Source organism: Diaphorobacter sp. C33 (assembly GCF_030503915.1).
GTDB lineage: Bacteria > Pseudomonadota > Gammaproteobacteria > Burkholderiales > Burkholderiaceae_C > Diaphorobacter > Diaphorobacter nitroreducens.
Window position 1 is genome coordinate 1,196,227 of sequence record NZ_CP129980.1, and the last position, 25,932, is coordinate 1,222,158.

Below are 25,932 nucleotides of genomic sequence, written 5' to 3' on the forward strand. Positions count from 1 at the left end.
GCTTCCCCGAACCATGTCACAGACTCCCACCATCACCGAGATCGAAGTCATCCCCGTCGCCGGGCGCGACGGCATGTTGATGAACCTCAGCGGCGCGCACGCGCCCTTCTTCACACGCAACGTGGTGCTGATTCATGACAGCGCGGGTCGCACCGGCGTGGGGGAAGTCCCCGGTGGCGAAGGCATCCGCCGGGCGCTGGAGGACAGTCGCGGCGTGCTCATCGGCCGCTCCATTGGTGAGCGCCTGCAGTTGCTGCAGCAGGTGCAAAAGACCCTGGAAGGGCGTGACCCTGGTGGGCGCGGCCTGCAAACCTTCGACCTGCGCGTTGGCGTGCACGCCGTGACGGCCATCGAATCCGCACTGCTGGACCTGCAGGGCCAGTACCTGGGCGTGCCCGTGGCGGCGCTCCTGGGCGAAGGCCAGCAGCGCGAGCGCGTGGAGATGTTGGGCTATCTGTTCTTCGTGGGCCCGTCGCACAAGACCGGTAAACCCTACGTGCAGGCGGGAGAGGACCGTTCAGGCACCGACGACTGGCATCAGGTACGCCACATGGAGGCCATGACGCCGGACGCCATCGTGCGCCAGGCCGAAGCCGCGCACGCGCGCTACGGCTTCAACGACTTCAAGCTCAAGGGCGGCGTGCTGGCCGGCGAGCAGGAGGTCGAAGCCGTCACTGCACTGGCTCAACGTTTTCCGCAGGCGCGCGTCACGCTGGACCCCAACGGCGGCTGGCTGCTCAAGGACGCGATCCGCCTGATGCGCGACATGCGCGGTGTGCTGGCCTATGCCGAAGACCCCTGCGGCGCCGAAGGGGGTTTCTCGGGCCGCGAGGTCATGGCCGAATTCCGCCGTGCCACCGGCCTGCCCACGGCCACCAACATGGTCGCCACCGACTGGCGCCAGATGGTGCACGCCCTGTCGCTGCAGTCCGTGGACATCCCGCTGGCCGACCCCCATTTCTGGACCATGGCCGGCTCCGTGCGCGTGGGCCAGACCTGCCGCGACTGGGGCCTGACCTGGGGGTCGCACTCCAACAACCACTTCGACATCTCGCTGGCCATGTTCACCCACGTGGCGGCCGCCGTTCCGGGCAAGGTCACGGCCATCGACACGCACTGGATCTGGCAGGACGGGCAGTTCCTCACCCAGAACCCACTGCAGATCCGCGGCGGCTTCGTCGACGTGCCCAAGACCCCGGGCCTGGGCGTGACGGTGGACCGCGCCGCACTGCAGCGCGCGCATGCGCTGTACCAGGAACACGGCCTGGGCGCGCGCGACGACGCCATCGGCATGCAAAGCCTGATTCCGGGCTGGCAGTTCGACCCCAAGCGGCCCTGCATGGTGCGCTGAGAGGCCGGCACGCGCCCCTGCCTAGAATGACCGGACGCACCGCGCGCTGGGTCGCGCGGTATTCCGCCACGACAGGAAAGGAGTGCCAAGATGGAAGTCCAGCAACTGCACCGCGGCCGCCTCATCGACCATATCCAACTGGTGGTGCGCGACCTGCCCGCCAGCCTGCGGTTCTATGAGGCGGTGCTGGGCGCGCTGCAAATCCCCGTCGGGGGTCAGACCGACAGCTACTTCTGGGCTGACGAGCTGTTCGTCTCCACGGCCAGCAGCCCCGCCGCTAATGGCCACCTCACGGGGCGGCACCACCTCGCCTTCCAGGCGAAGGACCGCGAGATGGTGGATGCCTTCCACCGCGCGGCGCTGGCGCATGGCGGGCGCGACAACGGCGCCCCGGGCGAGCGGTCCTACCACCCGGGCTACTACGCCGCCTTTGCGCTGGACCCGGACGGCAACAACATCGAGGCGGTATTCCATGGCGCACACCAGCGCAGCGCGTCCTCCGTCCTGATCACGTTCTGAGCACGCGGGCGGGCGACAATCGCGCTCCACGCGCGCCCTTGATTGCCTGCATGACCACATCGCTTCCCTGGCTGGAACCCGACGATCCTTTTCCACCCACCGACGGTGCCTGGGGCACAGACTCTCCCGCGCCCGGCCTGCTGGCCGCGGGCGGCACGCTGGGGGTGCCTCGCCTGGTGCAGGCCTATGCCCAGGGCGTCTTTCCGTGGTTCAGCACCGGCCAGCCCATCCTGTGGTGGAGCCCGGACCCGCGCATGGTGCTGCATGTGCAGGAATTCCGTCTGCACCGCTCGCTGCGCCGCGTGCTGCAGCGCTTTCGCGCCACACCCGGTTGCGAGGTGCGCCTCGACAGCGACTTTTCCGCCGTGATCCACGCCTGCGCCAACAAGCCGCGGGCCGGGCAGTCCGGCACCTGGATCGTGCCCTCCATGGTTGCCGCGTATGAGGCGCTACATGCCGCTGGGCATGCCCATAGCGTGGAAACCTGGGTGAACGGGCAACTGGTGGGGGGGCTTTATTGCGTGGCGCTAGGACGGGCCGTGTTTGGCGAATCGATGTTCGCGCACGCGACCGATGCTTCCAAGATCGCCCTGGCGGCGCTGGTATGCCTGTGCCGGCGCGAGGGGGTCCGGTTGATCGACTGTCAGCAGAACACGGGCCATCTGGCCTCGCTGGGCGCCCGGGAGATGGAACGTTCGCAGTTCCTGAATCACGTGGCGCGAGCGCGGCAAGACCCTGCCTGCACCTGGAAATTCGAGCCCGTATACTGGACCGAGCTTTTGCCCAACCCCTCAGCGGCGTGACCCAACTCAACGATCTTCCGCTGCAAAGCCTGCAGTTCTACGCCACGGCACCCTACCCGTGCAGCTACCTGCCCGAGCGGCAGGCGCGCTCGCAGGTGGCGACGCCCAGTCACCTGATTCAGAACGATGTGTATTCGGGCCTCGTGGCGCGGGGCTTTCGGCGCAGCGGCATGTTCACCTACCGCCCCTACTGCGACGGCTGCCAGGCCTGCACGCCGCTGCGCGTGGTGGTTGATCCATTCAAGCTCGACCGCAGCCAGCGCCGTGCCTGGAAGCGCCACGCCGGCCTGCAGGCGCGGGTGCTGCGCTTGTGCTACCTGCCCGAGCATTACCAGCTATACCTGCGCTACCAGAACGCACGCCACGCTGGGGGCGGCATGGACCAGGACAGCATCGACCAGTACACCCAGTTCCTGCTGCAAAGCCGGGTCAATTCGCGGCTGGTGGAGTTCCGTGAGACCGGGGCCGACGGCCAGCCGGGGACACTGAAGATGGTGTCCATCCTGGACGTGCTGGAGGACGGCCTCTCCGCCGTCTACACTTTTTACGAGCCCGAGCCGGGCGCAAGCTACGGCACCTACAACGTGCTGTGGCAGGTACAGCAGGCGCGCACGCTGGGCCTGCCGTATGTCTACCTGGGTTACTGGATCGAGCAGAGCCCGAAGATGAACTACAAGGCGCGCTTCATGCCGCATGAGCTGCGCATCGACGGCCGTTGGCAGCGTTCCAACAGTTGATGGGCCTTGCAGGTCATATCGACCTCCAAGGCCCATCCATCAAACGCAAGCAGCTTCTTTTTTAATAGCGATCAGCGCCCGGACCGTGCGCCGTCCACGCTCCATGCCCCGGCACCGAAGGCGGCGAATGCCAGCAGGCCGCCCGTCACGGCAACGTTCTTGAAGAACAACAGCTGCTGCATCATCTGCTGGTCCGCCGGCAGAGCCCAGTAGGCGTGGAAGAAGAAACTGGCCGCCAGCGTGAACACGGCCAACGCCAGCGCAGCGATGCGTGTTCCGAATCCGAAGAGCAGTGCCAGGCCGCCCAGTAGTTCAATCAACAGACCGACGGCAACGGCCACGGTGGGCATGGGCATGCCCACAGACGTGGCGTAGCCCACGGTGCCGGCAAAGCCGCTGATCTTGCCGAACCCCGCAGGGATGAACAACAGGGCGATGAGGATGCGGCCCACCAGGGCCAGAGGGTTTTGCAGGGTAGCAAACATGGCGGAACTCCTAGGGTTGAAGTGGATGGGCAGACTTCACGCGGCGAGATCAAAAACCAGAACTTCGGCATCGCTTCCCCCGGACAGGGTCACGCTGCTTTCGTTATCCAGCAGGGCCGCGTCGCCCCCGCTCAGATGCTGTCCGTTGACCTGCAGCGTACCGCGGATCAGGTGAACGTAGGCTTTGCGCCCTGCGGCAATGGGCAGTTGCGCCGCCTCAGCACCGTCGAACAGGCCCGCGTACAGCGTGGCGTCGGCATGGATCGTGACCGAGCCTTGCGCGCCGTCGGGCGAGGCCACGCGACGCAACTGGCCGCGCTTGTCGGCATCGGAAAAGCGCTTTTGCTCATAGCTCGGCGCGATGCCGCGCACATTGGGCTCGATCCAGATCTGCAGAAAGTGCGTCTGCTGGCCCTCGGCGTGGTTGAACTCGCTGTGCATCACGCCCGTGCCGGCGCTCATGCGCTGCACGTCGCCGGGCGGAATGCCTTTGACGTTGCCCATGCTGTCCTGGTGCGCCAGTTCGCCAGGCAGCACGTAGCTGATGATCTCCATGTCGCGGTGGCCATGGGTGCCGAAGCCCGTGCCCGGCGCGATGCGGTCCTCGTTGATGACGCGCAGGTTGCCCCAGCCCATGTGGCGCGGGTCGTAGTAGCCCGCGAACGAGAAGCTGTGGTACGAATGGAGCCAGCCGTGGTCTGCGTGGCCGCGATCTTGCGATTTGCGAAGGGTCAGCATGGGGTTGCTCCTGGAAATGCGTTGCGTTGGAGAGAACTGTAGGTGGCGCAGCGCCCTTGCAGGGACAGCGGGCTTGAAGGCATCATTCAAACTCATTGAATGAAGAGGCCATCGATCATGCAAAACACCCGCGATGCCCTGACCCCTGAAAACTTGGCCATGCTGCAGAGCATTGCGGAGACGGGCAGCTTTGCCGCGGCGGCACGCCAGCTCGGCGTGGTGCCCAGCGCACTGACCTACCGTGTGCGCCAGATCGAGGATGCGCTGGACGTGCTGCTGTTCGACCGCAGCGCCCGCCACGCACGGCCCACCGATGCCGGCATGGAGCTGCTGCGCGAAGGCAAGCGCTTGCTGGAGGACGTGGACGCCATCGCCAACCGCGTGCGCCGCGTGGCCACGGGCTGGGAGCCACAGCTCACGCTGTCGGTGGACGGCGTCATCTCGCCCACCACCATGCTGGAGCTGGTGGAGGCGTTCTACGCCCTCGGTCCACCCACGCGCGTGAAGTGGCGCGACGGCATCCTCGGCGGCACGGCCGAAGCGCTGACGTCGGGCCAAGCAGACCTGGCCATCGGCGTGGCCGTGGGTGCCTCCAACGTCGCCGGGCTGCAATCCGCCCCGCTGGGCGAGGTGCGCTTCATCTTCGTCGTGGCGCCCCACCACCCACTGGCCAAGGTGCCCGAGCCCATCAGCGACACCACGCTGCGCGAACACCGCGCGATCGCCGTGGCCGACTCGGCACGGCGCAGCAACGTGACCATGGGCATCCTCGCGGGGCAGGACGTCCTCACCGTGGACAACATGCGCGCCAAGATCCACGCACAGTTGCGCGGCCTGGGCGGGGGCTTTCTGCCCGAGCCCATGGTGCGTCCGTACCTCGAAGCCGGCCATCTGGTCGAGCGGCAGGTGGCGCGCCCCGCGCGCAACGTGCGTCTGAGCTACCAATGGGGTGGCCCCGGGCACGCTGCGCCAGGCCGCGCGCTGCAGTGGTGGCTGTCGCAACTGCAAAGTGACGCCACACGCCGTGCGCTGCTGGAAAACCACCACCAGTTCTGAATGCGTGGGCCGCGCGGCGCGTGTAGAGTCAACACTAGCGCTGCGCTAATTACCAGCTCTGCACCAGCCCATTTCCGACGTCATCGAAGGCCTGCCATGACCCGCTTTTCCTCCCGCTCCAGCGATCGACTGAAACAAGGCCAGCAGGTCGCGCCCCTGGGCGCCGCGCGGCGCTTTGCCGTGGTGGGTGCCGGCATGGCCGGCGTGGCCTGCGCCCGCACACTGGCCCAGGCGGGCCACATGGTCACCGTCTTCGAGAAGGCGCCGCAGCCCGGCGGGCGCACGGCGGCGCTGGCGTCGCCCTTTGGCAGTTTTGATTCGGGCGCGCAGTACTTCACGGTACGCGACGCACGCTTTCAGCGGGCGCTGGACACCGTTTCCGGCCTGTGCCGCGCATGGAGTGCCACCACCATCCGCGTGCTGGACGCTGCCGGGCGCGTCGCCACCGCCGCGCCACCGCCCGGTGAAGCGCACTGGGTGGCCGCCCCCGCGATGGATGCGCTGGTCCAGGCCTGGGCCGCACCACTGGCGCGTGAAGGGCACCTGCACACGCGCACGGCCGTCACGCACATCGAGCGCGACGCCATGCGACCCACGGCCTGGCAGCTGCGCACCGAGACGCTGGATGGGGGATCGCAGGTGTATGCGGGTTTCGATGGCGTGGTACTGGCCCAGCCCGCACCGCTGTCGCGGGCGCTGCTGCAGCAGTCCGGCGTTTCCACGCCGTGGGACGACGCCCTGGCCGGCGTGGACATCGCGCCCTGCTGGACCTTGATGCTCGCCTTTGCGCAGGCCGTGCGCCCCGGGCTGACCACGCTCGGTCCGCAGTGGAACGCTGCACGCAGTACGCACCACCGCATTGCCTGGCTGGCCCGTGAGTCCAGCAAGCCCGGCCGGACACAGATCGAGCGTTGGACGGTGCAGGCCAGTCCCGCCTGGTCGCTGGAGCACCTGAACGACGAGGCCCCCCGCGTGCAGGCCAAGCTCATCAAGGCGTTTGCCGAAGTCACCGGCATACGCGCCACGCCCACGCATGCCGAGATGCGGCGCTGGCGCCACGCGCAGACGCAAAAGCCCTTGGGCCAGAGCTTTCTGTGGGACGCCTCCCTGGGCCTGGGCGTTTGCGGCGATTGGTGCCTGGGGCACCGGCTGGAAGACGCTTTCGTCTCGGGCCTGGAGCTCGCGCTCACCGCTGCATGACAGCGGCCGCGGGCTACGTCGGCCGCTTTGCCCCCTCCCCGACCGGCCCGCTGCACGCGGGCTCGCTCGTCGCCGCCCTGGCCAGCTGGCTGGACGCGCGCGCGGCCCTTGGAGGACGCGGCGGGCGCTGGCTGGTGCGCATCGAAGACGTGGACCCGCCGCGCTGCGTGCCCGGCGCCGACGAGCGCATTCTGGCGCAGCTGGCCCGCTGCGGCCTGCTGCCCGACGAGCAGCCGCTGTACCAATCCACCCGCGGCCCCCGCTACCAGCAGGCGCTGGATGGGCTGCTCCACGCCGGCCTGGCCTACCCATGCGCATGCACGCGCCGCGACATCGAAGCCGCCTTGCAGGCGCAGGGCCTGGTGCATGAACGCCATGTGGAACGCCCCTACCCTGGCACCTGCCGCCACGGCCTGGGTGGACGCACGCCGCGCGCCTGGCGCTTCCATACCCAGAGGTATCAATCAAAAATGCCTCCAGCGCCCATCCAGCAAGCGCAACCAGCTATTTATTCAATAGCAAGTTCCGGCGTCTCCTGGACCGATCGGCGCCTGGGCCCGCAGTTTCAAGATGTGGCGCGGCAGGTGGGCGACTTCGTGCTGCGGCGTGCAGATGGCCTGTGGGCCTACCAGCTTGCGGTCGTGGTCGACGACGCCGACCAGGGCGTCACCCATGTGGTACGCGGCGAAGACCTGGCCGACAACACGCCGCGCCAGATCCTGCTGCAGTCCGCATTGGGCGTGCCCACGCCGCAATACCTGCATACACCCCTGGTACGTGCGGCGGATGGCGAGAAGCTCTCCAAACAACATGGCGCTCCCCCCATCGACGACAGCCAGCCGCTGCAGGCTTTGACAAATGCAGCCCAGGTACTGGGATTGCCGTCACCTACAGGCATAACAGGCATCGCCGATGCGCTCGCATTCTGGGTCAAGGCATGGCCTGGAACCTACAATTCGCCGCTGTGACTCAAACGCTTTCTTCGCAAGACCCGCAGGCCCCCGCGGCCTCCCCCATGCCCGGTGCCGCAGGCAGCGCCCCGGCAGACGTCGCCCATCCCAAGGGCATCAAAAGCTATGTGCGCCGCGCCGGCCGCACCACCACCGGCCAGGCCAAGGCGCTGGAAGAGCTGGGCCCGCGCTACGTGCTGGACTATGCGCCCGCCCTGCTGGACGCCACTGCGGCCTTCGGCCGCAGCGCGCCGCTGGTGCTGGAGATCGGCTTCGGCATGGGCGAGGCCACGGCTCACATCGCGCGCGTGCGCCCGCAAGACAACTTTCTGTGCTGCGAGGTGCATGAACCCGGTGTGGGCGCGCTGCTCAAGCGCATCGGCGAGCAGGACATCCACAACATCCGCATCCTGCAGCACGACGCCGTCGAGGTGCTGGAGCACATGCTGGCGCCCGGATCGCTCGACGGCGTGCATATCTTCTTTCCCGACCCCTGGCACAAGAAGCGCCACAACAAGCGCCGCCTGATCCAGCCGCCGCTGGTGGCGCAGCTGGCGGCACGCCTGAAGCCGGGGGGCTACATCCACTGTGCGACCGACTGGCAACCGTATGCGGAGCAGATGCTGGAGGTGTTGTCGGCCGAACCCTTGCTGTCCAACACCGCCGAGGGCTATGCTCCGCAGCCGGACTATCGCCCCCTGACCAAGTTCGAGAACCGCGGCATGCGGCTCGGCCATGGCGTGTGGGACCTGGTGTTCACGCGCCGCTGAGCGTCTATTCCCGTTTCCCGATGAAGCCCATCCTCCAGAACCTGGCCGAAATGACCGCCCACCGGGACCACTTGCGCCTGGAGGTCTCGGTGCTGTCCACGCTGCTCAAGCTGGGCCATATCGTGCACGTGCGGGCGCTGGAGCTGTTCACGCAGGACGAAGTCCTGATGCTGCGCCCGCGCAGCTGGAGCCACGAAGGGCAGTTAGTCTCCAGTGAGTACGACGCTGCTTCGGATCCCCAGCGCATTCCGCTGGCGCAAGAGCCTGAACTGGCCCACTGCATCGCCACCCAGGGCGAGAGCGCCGCGCGTGCCTCCGAGCAGCGCCACACGCTCTGGCTGCCCATGTGGCTGGGCGGGCGCCCCACGGCGTGCCTGGAAATCACCCAGTCCCGCCGCTTCACGCGGCACCAGCGCGACGTGATCATGGGCGTGTTCCTGGTCTACCAAAACTACCAGAGCCTGCTGGATTACAGCGAGCGGGACGCGCTCACCGGGCTGCTGAACCGCAAGACCTTCGAGGAGCAGTTCTCACGACAGACCGGCGCACCCGCCAGCCCAGGCGAGGGCGAAGACGCCGTGCGCCAATGGCTGGCGGTGATCGACATCGACCATTTCAAGTCGGTCAATGACCGCTTTGGACACCTCTATGGCGATGAGGTGCTGATCCTGGTGGCCAACCGCCTGCGCACCCAGTTCCAGAGCCAGGACAGCATCTTCCGCTTCGGCGGAGAGGAGTTCGTGGTGCTGCTGCGTTCCCTCACGCTGGCGCAGGCGCGCCAGGCGCTGGAGCGGTTGCGCGCGGCCGTGCAGACGCATGTGTTCCCGCAGATCGGACACATCACCGTGAGCATCGGCTTCGCGGCCACGCAACAGGGCTCGCCGGTGGAGATCCTGGGGCGCGCGGACCAGGCGCTCTACTATGCCAAGGAACATGGACGCAACCAGGTCTGCTTCTATGAAGATCTGGTCAACAGTGGCGCCTTGCAGATCAAGGTGGCGCACGACGAAGTGGAGCTGTTCTAGCTCATTTGCCGGCAGACGGCGCTGCGCCTGCCGTCTTTTGCCTAGCCCCCTGGGTCCGGTGCGACCGCGGCGCAGGCCACCACCGCCCACGCGGGTGCACCATGTCCGCATGTGCGCCGGGCCCCCGTCTGGGGGCCCAGGCCGTCGTCAAATGCGCTCGCCCACCCAGCCCTGCACGGCTGCCAGCGCCTGCGGCAGCGCCGCCGCGTTGGTGCCGCCGGCCATGGCCATGTCGGGTTTGCCGCCGCCTTTGCCACCCACCTGGGCCGCCACGAAGTTCACCAGATCCCCGGCCTTGACACGGCCGATGCTATCGGCCGTCACGCCGGCCGCCAGCTGCACCTTGTCGCCATCGACGGCCGCCAGCACGATGGCCGCCGTCTTGAGCTTGTCCTTGAGCTTGTCCATGGTCTCGCGCAGGGTCTTGGCGTCCGCGCCTTCCAGCCGGGCCGCCAGCACCTTGAGGCCCTTGACGTCCACGGCCTGGCCGGCCAGCTCGTCGCCCTGGCTGGAAGCCAGCTTGCCCTTGAGTGCAGCCAGTTCCTTCTCGAGCGTCTTGATCTGATCGAGCGCACCGCCAATGCGGGCGGTCAGCTCCGCAGGGGGCGCCTTCAGGGCGGCTGCAGCCTGGTCCACCGTGGACTCCAGCGACTGCAGGTAGGCCAGCGCGTTCTCGCCGGTCACCGCCTCGATGCGGCGCACGCCCGCGGCCACGCCGCCCTCAGCCACCACCTTGAACAGGCCGATGTCGCCCGTGCGGCGCACGTGCGTGCCGCCGCACAGCTCGCGGCTGGTGCCGATGTCCAGCACACGCACGCTCTCGCCGTACTTCTCGCCGAACAACATCATGGCGCCCGTTTTTTGCGCGCTTTCGATGTCCATCAGGCGCGCGTTGGTGTCGGTATTGGCCAGCACTTCGGCATTCACCAGGCGTTCGATCTCGCGAATCTGCGCGGCCGTCAGCGGCGCGTTGTGCGCGAAGTCAAAGCGCGTGCGCTCGGCGTTCACCAGGCTGCCCTTTTGCTGCACATGGTCGCCTAGCACCTCGCGCAACGCCTTGTGCATGAGGTGGGTGACCGAGTGGTTGCGCATGGTGGCCGCGCGCAGTTGCAGGTCCACCTGCGCCTGCACCGTGTCGCCCACATTCAGCGTGCCGGCTTCCAAGGTGCCGTGGTGGCCGTAGACGTCGGCTTTGATTTTCTGCGTGTCGGCCACGGTGAAGCACGCCGAGCCAGCGCCGATGGTGCCTTGGTCGCCCACCTGGCCGCCGCTTTCGGCATAGAACGGCGTGCGGTCCAGCACCACCACGCCGCTCTGGCCCGCGTGCAGGGCCGCGGTGCTGGTGCCGTCCACGTACAGCGCGACGATCTTGGCACTTTCGGCCAGTTGCTCGTAGCCCGTGAACTGGTTGGCCGCGCCGGTGTATTCCAGCGCGCGGTCCATCTTGAACTTGCCTGCGGCGCGGGCAGTGCTCTTCTGGTGTTCCATGGCGGTGGCAAAGCCCGCTTCGTCCACGTTGACGCCCCGTTCGCGGCACACGTCATTCGTCAGGTCCAGCGGGAAGCCATAGGTGTCGTGCAGCTTGAACGCCACGTCGCCCGGCAGCGTCTTGGCACCGCCAGCCAAAGCGCTGTCCAGAATCTCCATGCCGTGCGCCAGGGTCTCGAAGAAGCGTTCCTCTTCCACCCGCAGCACGTCCGTGATGCGCGCCTGTTGCTCGCGGATTTTGGGGTAGGCATCGCCCATCTGTTGCACCAGGTCTTGCACCAGCTTGTGGAAGAACGGCGTCTTACGACCCAGCTTGTAGCCGTGACGAATGGCGCGGCGCACGATGCGGCGCTGCACGTAGCCGCGGCCCTCGTTGCTGGGGATGACACCGTCGGCGACCAGGAAGGCGGTGGCGCGAATATGGTCGGCGATGACCTTGAGCGACGGGTTGGTCAGGTCGCTTGTGCCTGTTTCGCGCGCCGCGGCCTTGATCAGCGCGTCGAACAGGTCGATCTCGTAGTTGCTGTGCACGTGCTGCAGGATGGCGGCCAGGCGCTCCAGGCCCATGCCGGTGTCCACGCAGGGCGCGGGCAGCGGCTTGACGTTGCCTTGCTCGTCCATGTCGAACTGCATGAACACGTTGTTCCAGATTTCGATGAAGCGGTCGCCGTCCTCATCCGGGCTGCCCGGGGGGCCGCCGGCAATGTGCTCGCCGTGGTCGTAGAAGATTTCCGAGCACGGGCCGCAGGGGCCGGTGTCGGCCATCATCCAGAAGTTGTCGCTCTTGTAGCGGCCGCCCTTGTTGTCGCCGATGCGGATCACACGCTCGGGCGGCAGGCCGATTTCTTTGGTCCAGATGTCGTAGGCCTCGTCGTCCTCGGCGTAGACCGTGGCCAGCAAGCGCTCGGGAGGCAGCTTGTAGACCTCGGTCAGCAGCTCCCAGGCCCACTTGAGCGACTCGCGCTTGAAGTAGTCGCCAAAGCTCCAGTTGCCCAGCATCTCGAAGAACGTGTGGTGGCGCGCGGTGTAGCCCACGTTCTCCAGATCGTTGTGCTTGCCGCCGGCGCGCAGGCAGGTCTGCACCGATGTGGCGCGCACATAGGGGCGCTTGTCCGTACCCAGGAACACATCCTTGAACTGCACCATGCCCGAGTTGGTGAACATCAGCGTGGGGTCGTTGCCCGGCACCAGCGGACTGGACGCCACCACGGTATGCCCCTTGGCGGCGAAGAAGTCCAGGAAGGTCTTGCGAATGTCTGCAACGGAGAAAGTGGGTGTGCTCATGGTGTGTATGGGGTTCGTGGGCGGGTATGGCAGCGCAAGGCATCCCGTCGTGACCAACCCGCCATTATAGATTTCACCCTTGCGTGCACACGGCGCTATCCTGCCCCTTTGCCCTGCCCGCCGCGGCCTTCCAGGAGCCACCCCATGGACATGAAGACATCACCCCTTTCCCTGCTCAAGGATCCGAGTCTGCTCAAGACTGACGCCCTACTGGGAGGCCAGTGGTTCGCAGGCGGCGCACGCTTTGCCGTGCACGACCCGGCCACCGGCCTGAAGTTGGCCGATGTGGCCAACCTGGGGGCCAAGGAAGCCGAGCTGGCTATCGCCGCCGCCAACGAAGCGTGGCCCGCATGGAAGGCCAAGACCGCCAAGGAGCGCAGCACCATCCTGCGCCAGTGGTTTGACCTGCTCATGCAGCACCAGGACGACCTGGGCCGGCTCATGACGGCGGAACAAGGCAAGCCCTTGCCCGAGGCCAAGGGCGAGGTGGCCTATGGCGCCAGCTTCGTCGAGTGGTTTGCCGAGGAGGCCAAGCGCGTGAACGGCGAGACCCTGCCGCAGTTCGACAACAACCGCCGCTTGTTGGTGCTCAAGCAGCCCATCGGCGTGTGTGCGGCGATCACGCCGTGGAACTTCCCCTTGGCGATGATCACGCGCAAGGTAGCGCCGGCGCTCGCGGCGGGCTGTCCGGTGGTCATCAAGCCGGCCGAGCTCACGCCCCTCACCGCCCTCGCCGCTGCCGAGCTGGCGTTGCGCGCGGGCATTCCCCCCGGCGTGCTGAGCGTGCTGACGGCCGATGCGGAGAACTCCATCGCCATCGGCAAGGTGCTGTGCGCAAGCGACGTCGTGCGCCACCTGTCGTTCACCGGCTCGACGGAGGTCGGGCGCATCCTCATGGCCCAGTGCGCGCCCACGGTGAAGAAGCTGAGCCTGGAGCTGGGCGGCAATGCGCCGTTCATCGTGTTCGACGATGCCGACCTCGATTCCGCCGTGGAAGGCGCCTTTGCCAGCAAATACCGCAATGCCGGGCAGACCTGCGTGTGCACCAACCGCTTCTATGTGCAGGCGGGGGTGTACGACGCCTTCGTCGCCAAGTTTGCCGCCCGCGTAAAAACCGCGAAGGTCGGCAATGGCTTCGAGGACGGCGTGAACCAGGGCCCGTTGATCGAACCCGCCGCGGTGGACAAGGTGCAGCGCCACCTGGATGACGCCGTCGCCAAGGGCGCCAGCGTCGTGACGGGCGGAAAGCACCTGGCGGAACTGGGCGCGGGCCAGTTCTTTGAGCCCACGGTGCTGGCCAACGCCACCGCTGGAATGCTGTGCGCGCGCGAGGAAACCTTTGGCCCGCTGGCGCCGGTCTTCAGGTTCGAGACCGAGCAGGAAGCCATCGCTGCCGCCAACGCCACCGAGTTTGGCCTGGCCAGCTACTTCTACAGCCGCGACGTGGGCCGCATCTTCCGAGTGGGCGAGGCGCTTGAATATGGCATGGTGGGTGTGAACGTCGGCATTCTCGCGACCGAGCATGTGCCCTTCGGCGGCGTCAAGCAGTCGGGCCTGGGGCGCGAGGGCTCCCACTACGGCATGGACGACTATGTGGAGATCAAATACCTCTGCGTGGGCGATATCCAGAAGTAGAGAGCACTTTGCTTCTTTTTTTATAGCTGCCAGCGCTTGCTCCTATTGTCCGATGGCCAGAAATGCCCACGAACCTATGTACCGGCAGGACAGGCTGGTCGTCGGCCGGCGCAGATCGCACGGTTGCCCGGAAAGCACGCGGCAGTGCGCTAGAATCCACCGACTTTGCGGGCGTCGTTCAATGGTAGGACCTGAGCTTCCCAAGCTCAAGACGTGGGTTCGATTCCCATCGCCCGCTCCATGAACTTTTGGAAACCTCTAGTGTTTCCAAGCACTTAGGCCAACCACACCGGTTGGCCTTTTTGCTGTCTGGTCGATTTCTGGTCGCAGCTGGATCAGCGTAAATCAACGTTAGTCATAGTCGCCTGCGAAGGGCTGCATTGACGGTCTTGCCGGGTCCAGTGGGCTTAACCCCGTCAAACCCCGTCTCCTGCGTTTCTGACTGCCACTTTTTTGGGCAAATTCTGAGGTGCATTTCAGGAGAGGTGGCGCGAAGATGTCGCAAATAGCATCGAAAAAGCCACGGATCGCCAGCCTTTAGCGACGGTAGATTGCCCTTAAGTCAAATAGATGGCTTCTGCTGCTTGGTCCCAGCGAATGCCTTGCGGCCGACCCACGCCAGACGTTGCCCCTGATGTCCGCAACATCCCGTTAGGGACTACTCCCTGCCATCAGGAGGACAACATGACGCAATTCCGATTTCTTCGCCCAACAAGCTGGCTTGCCAAGCGGCTCGGGCTGTCAGTATCAACAATCGAACGGCTGCGTGCCCAAGGCTCCAATGACCTTCCACCCTGCGTCCGGATTGGGGGTGCCATCAGGTATGACGACGTGACCGTGGAAGAGTGGCTGCAGAACAAGATGAGTTCGGCCAGTCATCAGTCTGTCGGTTGAAACGGTATTTCCGATACAACACATCATGAAGAAGCCCTATTCCCCCTTTGGGGGAATAGGGCTTCTATAGGGTAGCTCAATAACTTTCTTGGCCCTGCCCACTGTGCAAAGTGTGCGGACTGGCTATCAAAGGGATCAACTGCTCTGCTGCGGCAGGTTGTGGGCTTTTGTGGCGGACAGGTGACCTGCCCCCAATACCCGTACCAGTCGTTTTGAGAAAATCCGCTGGTTAAAGGAGATTACTCCTGGGTTTGAAGCGGCGCCGTTACGGCGCCGCCAGTTGATTGTCGATGTCGCGCTGCGAACTTTGCTGGGGGAATCCGGCCGCAGCTGCTGTGCGGTCTGATCTCGTTGTAGTCAGCCCGCCAGCGCGCAATCTCGGCACGGGCCTGTTTCAGGCTCTGGAACCAGTGCTCGTTCAGACACTCGTCGCGGAACTTGCCGTTGAAGCTCTCGATGTAGGCATTCTGCGTGGGCTTGCCGGGCTGGTTGAGGATATGGCGCACGCCCCTGGCCTGCGCCCACGCCATGAAGGCTCGGCTGGTGAATTCGGGCCCCTGGTCTGTGCGCACGGCCTGCGGGTAACCGCGAAACCGCGCCACCTGCTCCAGCACGCGCACTACGTACTCGCCGCCGATGCCGTGGTCGACGGCGATATCCACGCACTCGTGGCTGAAGTCATCGGTGATGGTCAGGCACTTGATGCGCCGGCCACTGGCCAAGCTGTCGCTGACGAAATCCATGCTCCAGACCTCGTTGACGCTCTGGCATTGGTGCAGCGGCACGCGTTCGAGCTTCAGGCGCTGCTTGCCGCGGCGCTTGCGCACCGACAGCTCAGCCAGCCTGTAGAGCCTATAGACGCGTTTGTCGTTGACCTTCGTGCCTTCAGCCCGCAGCAGGTCCGCAATGCGCCGGTAGCCGAAGCGACGCCGCTCGTGCGCGAGCTCGACGATGCGCTGACTCGTGGCCTGGTCGTGCTGTGCGCGCTGGGGCGGGTGCCGCCAGCTGTCGCGCGACAGTCCCACCAAAGCGCAGGCGCGCCGTTCACTGATCGAGGTCTCTTCCAACATCTTGCCCACCGCGCGTCGCTTCGCCGGTGGGCTCAGCGCTTTACGCCGAAGGCCACCTTCAGCGCCTCGTTGTCCAACACCGCTTCGGCCAGTAGCTTCTTGAGCCGGTTGTTCTCGGCTTCGAGGTCGCGCAGCCGTTTGGCGTCGCTGGCTTCCATGCCGCCGAACTTGGCTCGCCACTTGTAGAACGTGGCCGAGCTGAAACCCTCTCGGCGGCACAGGTCCGCAACGCTCATGCCAGCGTCGGCCTGCTTGATGAACCCAATGATCTGTTCGTCCGTGTACCTGCTCTTGCGCATCGCGCTTCCTCTCGGTTGCGCGGATTCTCTATTGCCTTGGTACGGGTGGCGGGTTGCAGGTCAATTGCGCACGCAAAATGGATGGGGTAATCCCATCTCGGACGGATTCGATTCCCATCGCCCGCTCCAGCATTCCGGCAAGGCGTGCTGCAACGCGGCCTTCCGGCTGCTCTCCCCTCCCCCACTTTCCCACACGCTAATCCGTCAGCGGGCGCAGTTTCAGCCGGCTGTCAAACTGCCGCGTCTCTCCGCTGAGGGGATCGGTAAAGGCAAGCGTGCGCGCCAGCAGTTGCAGCGGGTTGGAATAGTCCCCTTCCGGCGGGTCGTTCACCTCCGGGTAGAACGCATCGCCGCGCAGCGGCAGGCCCAGCGCGGCCATGTGTACGCGCAATTGGTGGCGCTTTCCGGTGATGGGCTGCAGCCGGTAGCGCGCCCAGGGTGCCGCAACCTCCAACACGTCGATGTGCGTGCGCGCGTTGGGCGTGCCGGGCACTTCGTGCATGCGAAAAAAATGGCCGCTTTCCTCCAGCCGGCTTTCATGGATGCACGGCAGCGGCAGGTCGGCACGCCACGGTGCAACGGCCTCATAGACCTTGTGCACCCGTCTGTCGCGAAAAAGGGCCTGATAGGTGCCGCGCGTTGCCCGCTGCACGGAAAACAGCACCAGGCCTGCCGTGTCGCGGTCGATGCGGTGCACGGGGGACAACTCGCTCAGGCCCAGCCGGCGCTTCAAGCGCACCAGCAGGGTTTGCTGCAGGTAGCGGCCCGCGGGCACCACGGGCAGAAAGTGGGGTTTGTCGGCCACAAGGATGTGCGCATCCTGGTAGAGCACGGTTTCGTGGAACGGCAGCTCGGGCTCGGGCGGCAGTTCGCGATAGTAGTAGTAGCGTACGCCCGGCGTGAACGCGCTGCGCTCCGTGGCGGCCGCGCCGAACTCGTCCACCACTTCGTTCGCGCGCAGGCGGCGCAGCCAGTCCTCGCGCGACACGGCGGGCAAGCGCTGCGCGAGGAAGTCCACCAGAAGCCCCTGCCCCGCCGAGGGCAGAACCACGCAACTGGGGTTGACGCCGTCGCGCATGGGCAGGACCCGGGGATCGTGGCTGTTGTGCATGGGGCCGCGATTGTAGGGGCCCCAGGCTCCCGCTCCATGCAACAATACTATTTTTTTGATAGCTATCAGCGCTTGATGGTAAAGCGCTAGAGGCTATTTTGTCTTGGGTTGCAAACCGACGCTCACGACGCGCGATCCACGCCGTCCAACGCCTCGTCGATGGCTTGCTTGATCCGTGCGAGTGTGTGCAGGTCTCCCTCCGATCCTTCCACGGGCGCCCAGCGTATGGCGTCCATATGGGCTATCGCGTGTTGCGAGATGGCCGCCACGCTGACCTGGACCGGCGTGCCGGCAGCGACGTGCGTGGCCTCAGGAATAGGAATGCGGATCAGGAAGCCGCGATAACCCTCTTCCAGGACCTGGGGCAGCGTAGGCGTTGCATCCATCGCGGGGGGCTCCGGTGTCATGCGACCGCGGGCTTGCTCTCGCCCGATGCGATGGCCGCCAGGCCGCGCACCGCGGCATCGCGCGAGGTCCAGTGGTCATGCGGCAGGGGCAGCGTGCGTCCATCCACCTGGGCATGGGCGTAAAAGTAGCGGCGGCCATCCGGCGCCAGGCACAGCATGCCGGAATAGGTCACGCTGTCGGCCACGCCGAAGATCGTTTCCTGGGTGAGTGCGTCGGTCGTTTGCATGAGGAGCGCCTCGGTGTAAGTGAATGCAATGGCGCCATTCTTGAAGCAACAGCTGTGGTTCAACGTAGGCCAAAGGCGCATGCACGCCCCGGCGCCGTCCTATGGGTGGGCTGTAGGACAAGCCCGGCAATCGCCGTACGCACGGCCCAGCGCGAGGATGTTCGCACTAGCATGGCTTCAAACACCACTCCGCGCCCTGAGGCAAGGCACACCCGTTTGGCCAGCTTGCGGCGCCTTTGCCATGCCCCCTGAGAACACGCCCACCGCCGCCTCCCTCCCCCGCCGTTCCACGCGCCAGCGGGTGCTGCGATGGACGCTGGGCACGTTAGGCGCAGTGGTGGCGGCCCTGGCGCTGTTCATCGTGGTGCTGGTGAATTGGGACTGGAACCGCGCCAAACCCTGGGTGAACGACAAGGTGAGCGAGGCCACGGGGCGCACCTTCTCCATTGATGGCGATTTGTCGGCGGAGTGGCACTGGCCCCAACCGCTGGAAGAAGGCTGGCGCCGTTGGGTACCCGGTGTGACCGTGCGTGCCCAGCAGCTCTCCCTGAGCAACCCGGAGGGCTTTGAGGTGCCGGAAGCGCCGGTCAAGGGCACGGACCAACTGCCCGCCCTTCCCCCGCGCCCCGAGCCAGCCGCACCCGCAGGTGATGCCGACGCGCGCACGGCGGCAGCAGCGCCTGCGTCTGCGGGTTCGGCGGCGTCCGACGCCGCGCGCGCCGTCGCGCTGGAGGCGGGGGATACCCAAGCGAATGCTCCGGCACGCCCGCCCACGGGCATGGGCACCATCGCCAGCGCCAGCGCCACATTGCGCCTGTTGCCGCTGCTGTCCCGCACGCTGCTGCTGGACACGGTCGTACTGACGGCGCCCGACATCGTGCTGGCGCGCCGGCAGGACGGGCGCAACAACTGGACCTTCACGCGCTCCCATGCCCGAGAAAGCACTGCTGAGGACAACCCTTGGGATCTGCGCTTGAACCAGCTCGTCGTGCGCGGCGGCTGGTTGGGCTATGCCGATGGCCTGAAGGATTTGGCGCTGCGTGCCCGCATCGACACCCTGCCCACTGGTGCACCGCAGGCCGAAGGCAAGTACGGCATGAAGATCGCGCTGCAGGGCACCTACCGCAAGGCGCGCATCGCCGGAGAAGGATTGGCAGGACCGGTGCTGTCGCTGCGCCAGCAGGCCGCGCGGTATCCGCTGCGCTTTTCCGCACGCTCGGGCAGCGTGCAGACGCGGGTGGAAGGCGTGCTCAACAATCCCGCCAAGCTTTCGGGCATGGATCTGCAGGTGTTCGTGAAGGCGCCCAGCATGGCGGACCTGTATGAACTGACCGGCCTGGTGCTGCCCAACACGCCGCCGTTCCAGGTCGAGGGGCGCCTGCTCGGCAACCTGGCACCGGCCAAAGCGGTGTGGGAATACCGCGACTTCAACGGCACCGTGGGCAGCAGCGACCTGCACGGCAGCCTGACCTACACAGGCGGCGAGCCCCGTCCCAAGCTGCAGGGCCATATGACGTCCAAGCAACTGCGCCTGGCGGATCTGGGCCCGGTCCTGGGCGCGCCCAGCGGCGTGCGCGCACAGGAGAAAGGCACCTCGCGCCGCCCCGGCAAGGTGCTGCCCGATGCCCGCTTCGCCACCGACCGCTGGGGCGCCATGGATCTGGACCTGGCATTTGCCGGGCAGAAGGTGGTGCGCCCCGACAGCCTGCCGCTGGACAACCTGAGCGTGCGCGCGGTGCTGGAAGACCGCCAGCTGCGCCTGACACCGCTGCGCTTTGGCGTGGCCCACGGTCGCATCGACTCCAACGTGCTGCTGGACAGCCGCACCGATCCGCTGCAGGTGCAGTTGCAGGGCTCAGTCCAGGGCCTGCAGCTGTCGGCTCTCTTTCCCAAGGTGGAGCGCATGCAAAAGAGCCTGGGGCGGCTGGACGGCGCTCTGGCGCTGACCGGCCAGGGGCAATCGGTGGCGCGCATGCTGAGCACCAGTGGGGGCGAAATGCGGCTGTACATCCGCGACGGCACGCTGAGCAAGGAATTGCTGGATCTGGCGGCGCTCAACCTGGGCAGCGTCATCGTCTCCAAACTGTTCGGCGACGACAAGGAGGTCAAGCTGCGCTGCGCCGTGGCCAACCTGGACGTACAAGGTGGGGTGGCCAGCACGCGCACCGTCAAGCTCAACACCGAGGAGGCCATCGTCGAAGCCAAGGGCACGGTGGACCTCGGCGACGAACTGCTCAACCTGCGCATCACGCCCGATTCGCTGAAGTGGAAATTCTTTTCGCTGCGCACGCCGTTGTATGTGCGCGGCACCTTCGCAGATCCGCAGGTGGGGGTAGAACCCGGGCCGCTGCTGCTGCGCGCGGGGGCGGCGGTGGCTGCCGCCCTCACGGCGCCCGCGGCGCTGGCGCTGCTGCCGATTACCGTGCCCGCCGCCGAGGACGACGCGCACTGCGCTGCACTTTTGGCCAAGGCCGGCGCGGCACCGGCATCTGCGCCGGCCAAGCCCGCCTCGCGCGCTCAACGTTAAAGCAGCCCACAAGGCTCGCCAATACAGCGCTAACAGCTATTGTTTTAATAGTTTTCTGGGTGTGCGGCCTGGGGGCACGCACTGGTCGTGCTCACTGCACGGCCGGAACCGTGAGTTGCACACACAGACCACGGCCTTCTTGCGGCAGCAGCTCCAGCCAGCCCGCCACCGCCGCCGCACGCGAGCGCATGCTGTCAATGCCGCGTCCCAGACTGTGGCACGCGGGCTCGCCGCTCGGCAGCCCTGCGCCGTTGTCTGCCACCTGCAACTGCCATGCCCTGCCCTGCAGCGTTTGCACGGAGTGCAGGCGGATCACGAGCGCCGTGGCGTCCGCATGCTGCAGCACATTGCTCACGGCTTCCTGGACGATGGCGGCTATCTCCCGCGCCACCTTTCCTCCTGGCAGGGCCAGTTCATCGTGTGGCGCAATCTCCCAGTGCAGCGCGATGCCGCGCCGGTCCAGCGCAGGCTGGATGCGGTGGCGCAGCCGCGCGAGCCGGTCCGCCAGGGAATCGTCCTCGCCGTCCATCGAATCCACCAACAGGCGCAGGTCCAGCAGGCACAACTCCAGCGACTGCATCAGCGTCCCGTGTTCGGGGTCTCGCTCGTCCACCAGGGCGATCGCGTTGACAAGTTGGGACCCCACCTGGTCGTGGAGGTTGCGCGCGATGCGTTCGCGCTCGCGCTTCACGTCAGGGCTGGGCCGGATGCTGCGCCGTGGGCGCCACTGCAGTGCGCGCGGCAACTGCACGATCAGCAAGATGCCCAGCACTACCAGAGCCCCCAGGCCCAGCAGCTTCCAGCGCAACTGCGCCTGCAGACTCAGTTGCTCCGCAGAGGCCAGCAGCAGGGTATCAACGGACATGGCAAGCAACCAGACAGCAACGCAGGCGATTGCAAAGGCCGGCGGACGGGTGCGAAACATGGAAATCTCCCTCATCCCTGCAGCAGGTGCGACGGACGTTTTTGCGCCCAGGCGGCTCTTCTTTCAGAACAGCCCGCGCAGTGACGCGAAGCGCACGGCCTGCGCCCGCGTGCGCACCTGCAGCTTGCGGTAGATGTTCTTGATGTGCGTGTTCACGGTCAGGCTGCTGATGAACAGCCGGTTGCCGATCTCGGCGCTGGTGTAACCGCTGGCCACCATGCGCAGCACTTCTTTCTCGCGCTGGGACAGGCGCTCGGTTTCCTGCTCCACGCGCCGCTGGGCGTGCGGGGCGGCGGCGCCGCTCGGGTCAAACCGCTGCAGCAGGCGACGCGCAAGGTTGGGGGTGATGGAAGCACCGCCGTTGGCCACCTGCAGTACCGCCTGGGGATAGCTGCCGAACCATGAGTTCTTGACGAGATAGCCCGTGGCACCCAGCTCGAAGGCATGCAGCACCTGCTCATCGTTCTGCATGATGGAGATGACGATGGCCTCGGCCGTGGGGCGCACCGACTTCATGTAGTCGATCAACATGAAGCCCTCGCCATCACCGAGGTTCAGGTCCACGAGCATCACATCGAACTCATGCTGCTTGATGGCCTTGCGGCCCTCGCGCACGCTGGTGGCCTGCGCTACCAGCAGCGTACGCTGGTCGCTCATCAGCTCTTGCGCGATGACGCGCCGCATGTGCGCATCGTCATCCACCAGCAAAACGCGCACGGGCTTTTCCAGTTGCCCCGCCAGAAAGTCCGGCCAGATGGAGGGCGGATTCTGGTGCATGGCGAATTGGCCTGGGGTGACAGACGTCCCCCGCGGAGCGGCCATTGCACCAGGAGGATCGTTGACGGGCAGCATAAAGAAGTCTCCAGACGGGGGCGCCTGTTGGCGGCCCCTCAGCGTTTGCACACCGTAACCACGGAAAGATCATCCCAACGCTTTGGGTGCTTTCCTCACAGGAAAACAAATTACACCGAAACATCCGGAGATATTCGTAATTTCTTCGTGAGTTACCTGACTCACATTTTGAAACTAACGCAGATAAGGGATAAACCTCGCTCAAGCACATTAATGGGAAATTTTCCCTGCGAAAGAATATGCAGGGCGTGCTAGCCTTTTTTGCAGTCCCGCCCGGTCCGGCCCTCACTGGCAATAAACACATCCCATCCGCAGCGATTCGGTTGTTACCGAATGACACTACCTGAGAAACACCCCTGCGCCGGTCCTTTTCAGCGCCTCTCTTGGTCCTCTTTCCTCTCTGACGCACGCATTTCCACTGCTTTCAGAGCGCCCCCTTCTTCGGCTACCCGCGATGGGAGATGGATGCCGGAGGCCCCCCTGCGGAAACTGGAGCCAGACAAAAAGACGGGCGGCCTCCGGCATTCCTCCTCGGGTCGGGCGCGGTCTTTCTTCTTGTCGATGTAGCCGTGACACCGGTCATAACCCAAGCCACCGGAGGGCGCGGTCTTTTTGACACGTTATAGGAGAGACAGTCATGAAAGTTCTTGCATTTTTTGCGTTGAGTGCCGTCGCGACTGCTGCCATGGCAGTGCAACCGCCCAGCACCATCACCCTGAATGGGCCGTCCGTGCAAATGACCAACTCGGTCGGCACCGCCATCTCCAATACGTCCGGCGCACACAACGAGGCATTGCAAAACATTGCCTCCAACGCCGGCCCCGTGCAGGTCTTTGCTGGGGGCTCGTCTACACAGACCGCCAATTTGGGCCTGGGTGCCGTGACCAACGAAGCCAAGGGTGACGACGCCCTTGCCCGCCAGAACCTCGCCAGCAACAACGGCAAGGTGGAAATTCGCGCTGCTTCCAACCAGACGGTGAACAGCCTGGGTGCCGTGCTGAGCAACCTGGCTGACGGCAGCGATGCACACGCCACCCAGAACGTCGCCTCCAACTACGGGCATGTGGTGGTAGCGGCAGCTTCCACCCAGACGGCCAATTTCATCGGTGGCAGCGCAGTCAACCAGGCCAAGGGCTCGCACTCGTTCGCGGTGCAGAACATCTCCTCCAATGACGCTTGCGCCGAGGATCCCTGCCCCGGCGGCAACTGCTATCGCCCCAACTGGTGAGTCCGCGAGCGCCGGGCCTACTGAAGGCCTGGCGCTTTTTGTGCAGGTTGCTTGAGGAGATTCGCCATGCTCAGTCGCGCAACACGCTTCCTGGCGCCCGCCACGGCAGCCCTGGCCTTCTGCGCCACGGTGCCCGCCTGGGCCGCGCCAGGTGAAGACCCGGTGGTGCTGGACAAGAAGGTCAATGTGCAGATGCAGCCGTTGCCTTCTGCGCCGCGCTCCGGCTACATCAACCACGACACCGGCCTGCCCGCCTGGCAGCAGGCGCGCCTGACCCGTTACGTGGCCAAGGCGTTCTCTGGCGACACCACGGGCATCGTGACCGAAAAGGACGTCGTCAACGCGGTGAACACGCAAGGCTCCAAGGTCGTGTGCTCGCAATCCGTGGGCAGCAACTTCGGCACCGCGGCCTCGGGTGGCACCGGCAAGCCCGGCGCCGACCAGGTGGTGGTGCTGCGAGGGGATCTGGTCAATATCTGCTGGTGATGGCCACCAGCGTGCGGGCGCGGCCGGGCATGCGCCGCGCGCCTGCTCGGCCGCGCCAGAGGGTTGGATAACGCGAAGACGAGAGGGCTTTGCCATGAACACCGCAACCACACTTCCCCGCGGTCCCGGCCGCAACGGCGCCCCACGCCGTGGCGCTGCCTGGCTGATGCTGGCGGGTGCTCTACTGCTCAGCGCCTGCACAACGCCGCTAGACCCTCGCAAGGACGCATCGCTGCAGCAGGCGGCTTATACGACGGACCGCCCCGTCGTGCGCCCGACGCGCTCGGTCTCCAGCTTCTCGGATTCGCTGATGTGCATGGACCACATGTTGCGCGCCGCGCAGGTGCCCACCACGCTCATCACCAGCAAGCAGGTCATCGACTATTCCAGCCGCGTGCCCGTTGCTGCCAAAGACATGATCATCACCTCCCTGTCGCAGATGTCGCGGCTGTCCAACGCCTTCCGCTACGTGGACTACGAAGTCGACATCGTCCGCCAGGATACGGTGCAGAACCTCACCACCATCTTGCTCAACAACAACCTCATGCAACTGCAGCGCCCCGCGCTGTACGTGTCGGGTGCCATTGCGTTCGTGGACCAGAACGTGGCCACCAACCGCTTCGACGCCGGCACCTCCGCCAGCCGGCTGGACACAGGCTACAGCCGCAACCGCTCGGCCACCGTGATCGGGCTGGAGATGCACCTGGGGGACTTTCGCACGCGCACGCTGATTCCCGGACTGGACTCAGCCAATGAGGTGGTGATCGGCAGCGGCAGCCAGGGCCTGGACGTGGCCGGGCGCATCGGCAGCTACGGCGTCAACTTCAACGTGGGGCGCGACTACGCGCTGGGCGCCGGCGGCGCCATGCGCACGCTGATTGACCTGGCCACCATCGAGCTCGTGGGCAAGTGGGCACGCGTGCCCTACTGGCAGTGCCTGACGCTGGAACAAACGCATCCCGATTTTCAGCGCCAGATGCGCGACTGGTTCGACGAAAGCGGCGGCGTAGGCCAGGCCACGCTGGTGCAGAACTCGCTGATCGCCCAGGGCTACCTGCAGGCGGGCACCGACCTGCTGGCGCTGGACTCGCCTGCGCTGCGCACCGCGCTCACGCAGTTCCAGATCGACAGCCTGCTGGTGCCCACTGGCGTGCTGGACTTCTCCACCTACGAGCGCGCGATGCGCCACTTCGTGACGTTGGCACCCGACGGCTCCCTGCAACGGGTGGGCTGGGGCCCGTCGGGCCCCACCGGCAGCATGGCCGAGAACAAAGGGGATTCCACGCCCGTGCGCACCTCGGGCCTCGTGCTCACCTCCACCACGCCCCCGCCACGGCGCATCGACATGCAGATCGAGAATGCGCTGCCCCCGGGCATGGAGCCCACTTTCGAAGTCGGCGAGCAGGTGTTCGTGTCGGCCACCGTGTCGCGCACCTCACACATGTACTGCTACTTTGCCGACCCCTCGGGCAACGTCATGCGACTCACGCCCAACCAGGTCACGCCGCATTCGCTGGTGGCGGCGAACCAGGCGCTGCGACTGCCCGACTGGCTGGTGCCCAACCCGGCCTTCATCATGGACGCGAGCCGCCCTGGCACCGAGCGCGTGGCCTGCTTTGCCGCCGAAACCGACGTGCTGCCCCGGCTGCCCGCGCCACTGCAAGGCGCAGGGCTGGTCAACATTCCCGGCTACCGCACCATCGAGGACATCGACAAGGCCTTCCAGCAGGGCGTGGGCACCAGTGGCTACGTGAAGTCCGAGGTGTACTGGAAGACCCAGCCCAAGAAAACCCAGCCCGCGGCGGCCGCACCTGCCGCCCCGCAGCCCGCCAAGCGCTGAGGGCGCGGCCCGCCCCACCTCGCCA

General features: G+C 66.0%; 24 protein-coding genes and 1 tRNA gene. 16 read left to right on the top strand and 9 right to left on the bottom strand.

Translation table 11 applies throughout. From position 1 onward, the window contains the following. Nucleotides 1-13 precede the first annotated feature (13 nt). From QY917_RS05735 to QY917_RS05750, 4 genes are all read left to right on the top strand, one after another. On the top strand, nt 14-1,351 hold the full coding sequence (locus tag QY917_RS05735; RefSeq protein WP_011805234.1) for an enolase C-terminal domain-like protein: 1,338 nt from the start codon (nt 14-16) through the stop codon (nt 1,349-1,351). A gap of 90 nt (nt 1,352-1,441) precedes the next feature. Beyond that, nucleotides 1,442-1,870, top strand: coding sequence for a VOC family protein (locus QY917_RS05740; RefSeq protein WP_123676737.1), 429 nt, complete (start codon nt 1,442-1,444; stop codon nt 1,868-1,870). A 50-nt stretch (nt 1,871-1,920) separates the two neighbouring features. Continuing rightward, nucleotides 1,921-2,673: a leucyl/phenylalanyl-tRNA--protein transferase gene (gene aat, locus QY917_RS05745; RefSeq protein ID WP_123676738.1), complete on the top strand. Its 753-nt coding sequence runs from the start codon at nt 1,921-1,923 to the stop codon at nt 2,671-2,673. Beyond that, nucleotides 2,670-3,410, top strand: coding sequence for an arginyltransferase (locus QY917_RS05750; RefSeq protein WP_123676739.1), 741 nt, complete (start codon nt 2,670-2,672; stop codon nt 3,408-3,410). The genes aat and QY917_RS05750 overlap by 4 nt, the downstream gene beginning before the upstream one ends. 71 nt (nt 3,411-3,481) lie before the next feature. Here QY917_RS05750 and QY917_RS05755 read toward each other — a convergent pair whose 3' ends face one another. After that, entirely contained in the window at nt 3,482-3,895 is a 414-nt protein-coding gene (locus QY917_RS05755) for a DoxX family protein (protein WP_088886790.1), read from the bottom strand. 36 nt (nt 3,896-3,931) lie between these two features. Then, a complete protein-coding gene (locus tag QY917_RS05760; RefSeq protein WP_123676740.1) occupies nt 3,932-4,633 on the bottom strand; it encodes a pirin family protein in 702 nt (233 codons plus the stop codon). Nucleotides 4,634-4,750: 117 nt separating this feature from the next. On the opposite strand from QY917_RS05760, the gene QY917_RS05765 reads away from it, so the two are divergent. The 5 genes from QY917_RS05765 (at nt 4,751) to QY917_RS05785 (ending at nt 9,634) form a co-directional block, all read left to right on the top strand. Beyond that, entirely contained in the window at nt 4,751-5,689 is a 939-nt protein-coding gene (locus QY917_RS05765) for a LysR family transcriptional regulator (protein WP_015913314.1), read from the top strand. A 96-nt stretch (nt 5,690-5,785) separates the two neighbouring features. Next, the gene (locus QY917_RS05770) at nt 5,786-6,889 is read left to right on the top strand and encodes an NAD(P)/FAD-dependent oxidoreductase (RefSeq protein ID WP_088886793.1); all 1,104 of its coding nucleotides are present in this window, start codon (nt 5,786-5,788) and stop codon (nt 6,887-6,889) included. Beyond that, nucleotides 6,886-7,857 (top strand): tRNA glutamyl-Q(34) synthetase GluQRS, encoded by a 972-nt coding sequence (gene gluQRS / locus QY917_RS05775; RefSeq protein WP_123676741.1) that lies wholly within the window; start codon nt 6,886-6,888, stop codon nt 7,855-7,857. The genes QY917_RS05770 and gluQRS overlap by 4 nt, the downstream gene beginning before the upstream one ends. Next, a complete protein-coding gene (trmB, locus tag QY917_RS05780; RefSeq protein ID WP_187306020.1) occupies nt 7,827-8,609 on the top strand; it encodes a tRNA (guanosine(46)-N7)-methyltransferase TrmB in 783 nt (260 codons plus the stop codon). The genes gluQRS and trmB overlap by 31 nt, the downstream gene beginning before the upstream one ends. Before the next feature lie 20 nt (nt 8,610-8,629). Beyond that, a complete protein-coding gene (locus QY917_RS05785; RefSeq protein WP_123676742.1) occupies nt 8,630-9,634 on the top strand; it encodes a GGDEF domain-containing protein in 1,005 nt (334 codons plus the stop codon). 147 nt (nt 9,635-9,781) lie between these two features. On the opposite strand, the gene alaS is transcribed toward QY917_RS05785, so the two are convergent. After that, nucleotides 9,782-12,406 carry an alanine--tRNA ligase gene (gene alaS, locus QY917_RS05790; RefSeq protein WP_088886796.1) on the bottom strand — a complete coding sequence of 875 codons (2,625 nt, stop codon included), beginning with the start codon at nt 12,404-12,406 and terminating at the stop codon, nt 9,782-9,784. 144 nt (nt 12,407-12,550) lie between these two features. On the opposite strand from alaS, the gene QY917_RS05795 reads away from it, so the two are divergent. The 3 genes from QY917_RS05795 to QY917_RS17345 all read left to right on the top strand — a co-directional run bounded on the left by QY917_RS05795 (nt 12,551) and on the right by QY917_RS17345 (nt 14,935). Then, nucleotides 12,551-14,041 carry an NAD-dependent succinate-semialdehyde dehydrogenase gene (locus QY917_RS05795; RefSeq protein ID WP_123676743.1) on the top strand — a complete coding sequence of 497 codons (1,491 nt, stop codon included), beginning with the start codon at nt 12,551-12,553 and terminating at the stop codon, nt 14,039-14,041. A 167-nt stretch (nt 14,042-14,208) separates the two neighbouring features. Beyond that, nucleotides 14,209-14,282 (top strand) — tRNA-Gly (locus tag QY917_RS05800). Nucleotides 14,283-14,725: 443 nt separating this feature from the next. Continuing rightward, nucleotides 14,726-14,935: an AlpA family transcriptional regulator gene (locus QY917_RS17345; protein WP_162844571.1), complete on the top strand. Its 210-nt coding sequence runs from the start codon at nt 14,726-14,728 to the stop codon at nt 14,933-14,935. A 239-nt stretch (nt 14,936-15,174) separates the two neighbouring features. Here the strand turns inward: QY917_RS17345 and QY917_RS05805 are convergent. The 4 genes from QY917_RS05805 to QY917_RS05820 all read right to left on the bottom strand — a co-directional run bounded on the left by QY917_RS05805 (nt 15,175) and on the right by QY917_RS05820 (nt 18,049). After that, nucleotides 15,175-16,304 (bottom strand): IS3 family transposase gene (locus QY917_RS05805; RefSeq protein WP_085945346.1). Its coding sequence is split into 2 segments (ribosomal slippage): nt 15,175-16,043 and nt 16,043-16,304, totalling 1,131 coding nucleotides; the frame shifts between segments, so codons are not numbered across the junction. A gap of 196 nt (nt 16,305-16,500) precedes the next feature. Then, nucleotides 16,501-17,415: a pseudouridine synthase gene (locus QY917_RS05810; RefSeq protein ID WP_123675824.1), complete on the bottom strand. Its 915-nt coding sequence runs from the start codon at nt 17,413-17,415 to the stop codon at nt 16,501-16,503. Between the two features lie 122 nt (nt 17,416-17,537). Beyond that, nucleotides 17,538-17,801 (bottom strand): hypothetical protein, encoded by a 264-nt coding sequence (locus tag QY917_RS05815; protein ID WP_123675823.1) that lies wholly within the window; start codon nt 17,799-17,801, stop codon nt 17,538-17,540. A 17-nt stretch (nt 17,802-17,818) separates the two neighbouring features. Then, nucleotides 17,819-18,049 (bottom strand): hypothetical protein, encoded by a 231-nt coding sequence (locus QY917_RS05820; RefSeq protein WP_041839010.1) that lies wholly within the window; start codon nt 18,047-18,049, stop codon nt 17,819-17,821. A 241-nt stretch (nt 18,050-18,290) separates the two neighbouring features. Here QY917_RS05820 and QY917_RS05825 point away from each other — a divergent pair, with 241 nt between their 5' ends. Then, the gene (locus QY917_RS05825) at nt 18,291-20,576 is read left to right on the top strand and encodes an AsmA family protein (RefSeq protein ID WP_123675821.1); all 2,286 of its coding nucleotides are present in this window, start codon (nt 18,291-18,293) and stop codon (nt 20,574-20,576) included. A 91-nt stretch (nt 20,577-20,667) separates the two neighbouring features. On the opposite strand, the gene QY917_RS05830 is transcribed toward QY917_RS05825, so the two are convergent. Both QY917_RS05830 and QY917_RS05835 read right to left on the bottom strand, forming a co-directional pair. After that, nucleotides 20,668-21,441, bottom strand: a complete 774-nt coding sequence (locus QY917_RS05830) for a sensor histidine kinase (protein ID WP_287740697.1) — start codon at nt 21,439-21,441, stop codon at nt 20,668-20,670. A 123-nt stretch (nt 21,442-21,564) separates the two neighbouring features. Beyond that, entirely contained in the window at nt 21,565-22,278 is a 714-nt protein-coding gene (locus tag QY917_RS05835; RefSeq protein ID WP_162844542.1) for a response regulator transcription factor, read from the bottom strand. A gap of 712 nt (nt 22,279-22,990) precedes the next feature. On the opposite strand from QY917_RS05835, the gene QY917_RS05840 reads away from it, so the two are divergent. From QY917_RS05840 to QY917_RS05850, 3 genes are all read left to right on the top strand, one after another. Then, a complete protein-coding gene (locus tag QY917_RS05840; RefSeq protein WP_011805219.1) occupies nt 22,991-23,581 on the top strand; it encodes a hypothetical protein in 591 nt (196 codons plus the stop codon). 66 nt (nt 23,582-23,647) lie between these two features. Then, nucleotides 23,648-24,067, top strand: a complete 420-nt coding sequence (locus QY917_RS05845) for a hypothetical protein (RefSeq protein ID WP_123675820.1) — start codon at nt 23,648-23,650, stop codon at nt 24,065-24,067. A gap of 94 nt (nt 24,068-24,161) precedes the next feature. Continuing rightward, nucleotides 24,162-25,907: a DUF4384 domain-containing protein gene (locus tag QY917_RS05850; protein WP_103738925.1), complete on the top strand. Its 1,746-nt coding sequence runs from the start codon at nt 24,162-24,164 to the stop codon at nt 25,905-25,907. Nucleotides 25,908-25,932 lie beyond the last annotated feature (25 nt).

Excerpts from the sequence above, each read along its gene's own strand:
- aat (WP_123676738.1), top strand. The coding sequence starts at position 1,921 with ATGACCACATCGCTTCCCTGGCTGGAACCCGACGATCCTTTTCCACCC.
- QY917_RS05755 (WP_088886790.1), bottom strand. The coding sequence starts at position 3,895 with ATGTTTGCTACCCTGCAAAACCCTCTGGCCCTGGTGGGCCGCATCCTC.
- QY917_RS05845 (WP_123675820.1), top strand. The coding sequence starts at position 23,648 with ATGCTCAGTCGCGCAACACGCTTCCTGGCGCCCGCCACGGCAGCCCTG.
- QY917_RS05820 (WP_041839010.1), bottom strand. The coding sequence starts at position 18,049 with ATGCAAACGACCGACGCACTCACCCAGGAAACGATCTTCGGCGTGGCC.
- QY917_RS05735 (WP_011805234.1), top strand. The coding sequence starts at position 14 with ATGTCACAGACTCCCACCATCACCGAGATCGAAGTCATCCCCGTCGCC.
- trmB (WP_187306020.1), top strand. The coding sequence starts at position 7,827 with ATGGCCTGGAACCTACAATTCGCCGCTGTGACTCAAACGCTTTCTTCG.
- QY917_RS05765 (WP_015913314.1), top strand. The coding sequence starts at position 4,751 with ATGCAAAACACCCGCGATGCCCTGACCCCTGAAAACTTGGCCATGCTG.
- QY917_RS17345 (WP_162844571.1), top strand. The coding sequence starts at position 14,726 with ATGACGCAATTCCGATTTCTTCGCCCAACAAGCTGGCTTGCCAAGCGG.
- QY917_RS05770 (WP_088886793.1), top strand. The coding sequence starts at position 5,786 with ATGACCCGCTTTTCCTCCCGCTCCAGCGATCGACTGAAACAAGGCCAG.
- QY917_RS05815 (WP_123675823.1), bottom strand. The coding sequence starts at position 17,801 with ATGGATGCAACGCCTACGCTGCCCCAGGTCCTGGAAGAGGGTTATCGC.
- QY917_RS05840 (WP_011805219.1), top strand. The coding sequence starts at position 22,991 with ATGAAAGTTCTTGCATTTTTTGCGTTGAGTGCCGTCGCGACTGCTGCC.
- alaS (WP_088886796.1), bottom strand. The coding sequence starts at position 12,406 with ATGAGCACACCCACTTTCTCCGTTGCAGACATTCGCAAGACCTTCCTG.
- gluQRS (WP_123676741.1), top strand. The coding sequence starts at position 6,886 with ATGACAGCGGCCGCGGGCTACGTCGGCCGCTTTGCCCCCTCCCCGACC.
- QY917_RS05760 (WP_123676740.1), bottom strand. The coding sequence starts at position 4,633 with ATGCTGACCCTTCGCAAATCGCAAGATCGCGGCCACGCAGACCACGGC.
- QY917_RS05810 (WP_123675824.1), bottom strand. The coding sequence starts at position 17,415 with ATGCACAACAGCCACGATCCCCGGGTCCTGCCCATGCGCGACGGCGTC.
- QY917_RS05835 (WP_162844542.1), bottom strand. The coding sequence starts at position 22,278 with ATGCACCAGAATCCGCCCTCCATCTGGCCGGACTTTCTGGCGGGGCAA.
- QY917_RS05785 (WP_123676742.1), top strand. The coding sequence starts at position 8,630 with ATGAAGCCCATCCTCCAGAACCTGGCCGAAATGACCGCCCACCGGGAC.
- QY917_RS05825 (WP_123675821.1), top strand. The coding sequence starts at position 18,291 with ATGCCCCCTGAGAACACGCCCACCGCCGCCTCCCTCCCCCGCCGTTCC.
- QY917_RS05795 (WP_123676743.1), top strand. The coding sequence starts at position 12,551 with ATGGACATGAAGACATCACCCCTTTCCCTGCTCAAGGATCCGAGTCTG.
- QY917_RS05850 (WP_103738925.1), top strand. The coding sequence starts at position 24,162 with ATGAACACCGCAACCACACTTCCCCGCGGTCCCGGCCGCAACGGCGCC.
- QY917_RS05740 (WP_123676737.1), top strand. The coding sequence starts at position 1,442 with ATGGAAGTCCAGCAACTGCACCGCGGCCGCCTCATCGACCATATCCAA.
- QY917_RS05830 (WP_287740697.1), bottom strand. The coding sequence starts at position 21,441 with ATGTCCGTTGATACCCTGCTGCTGGCCTCTGCGGAGCAACTGAGTCTG.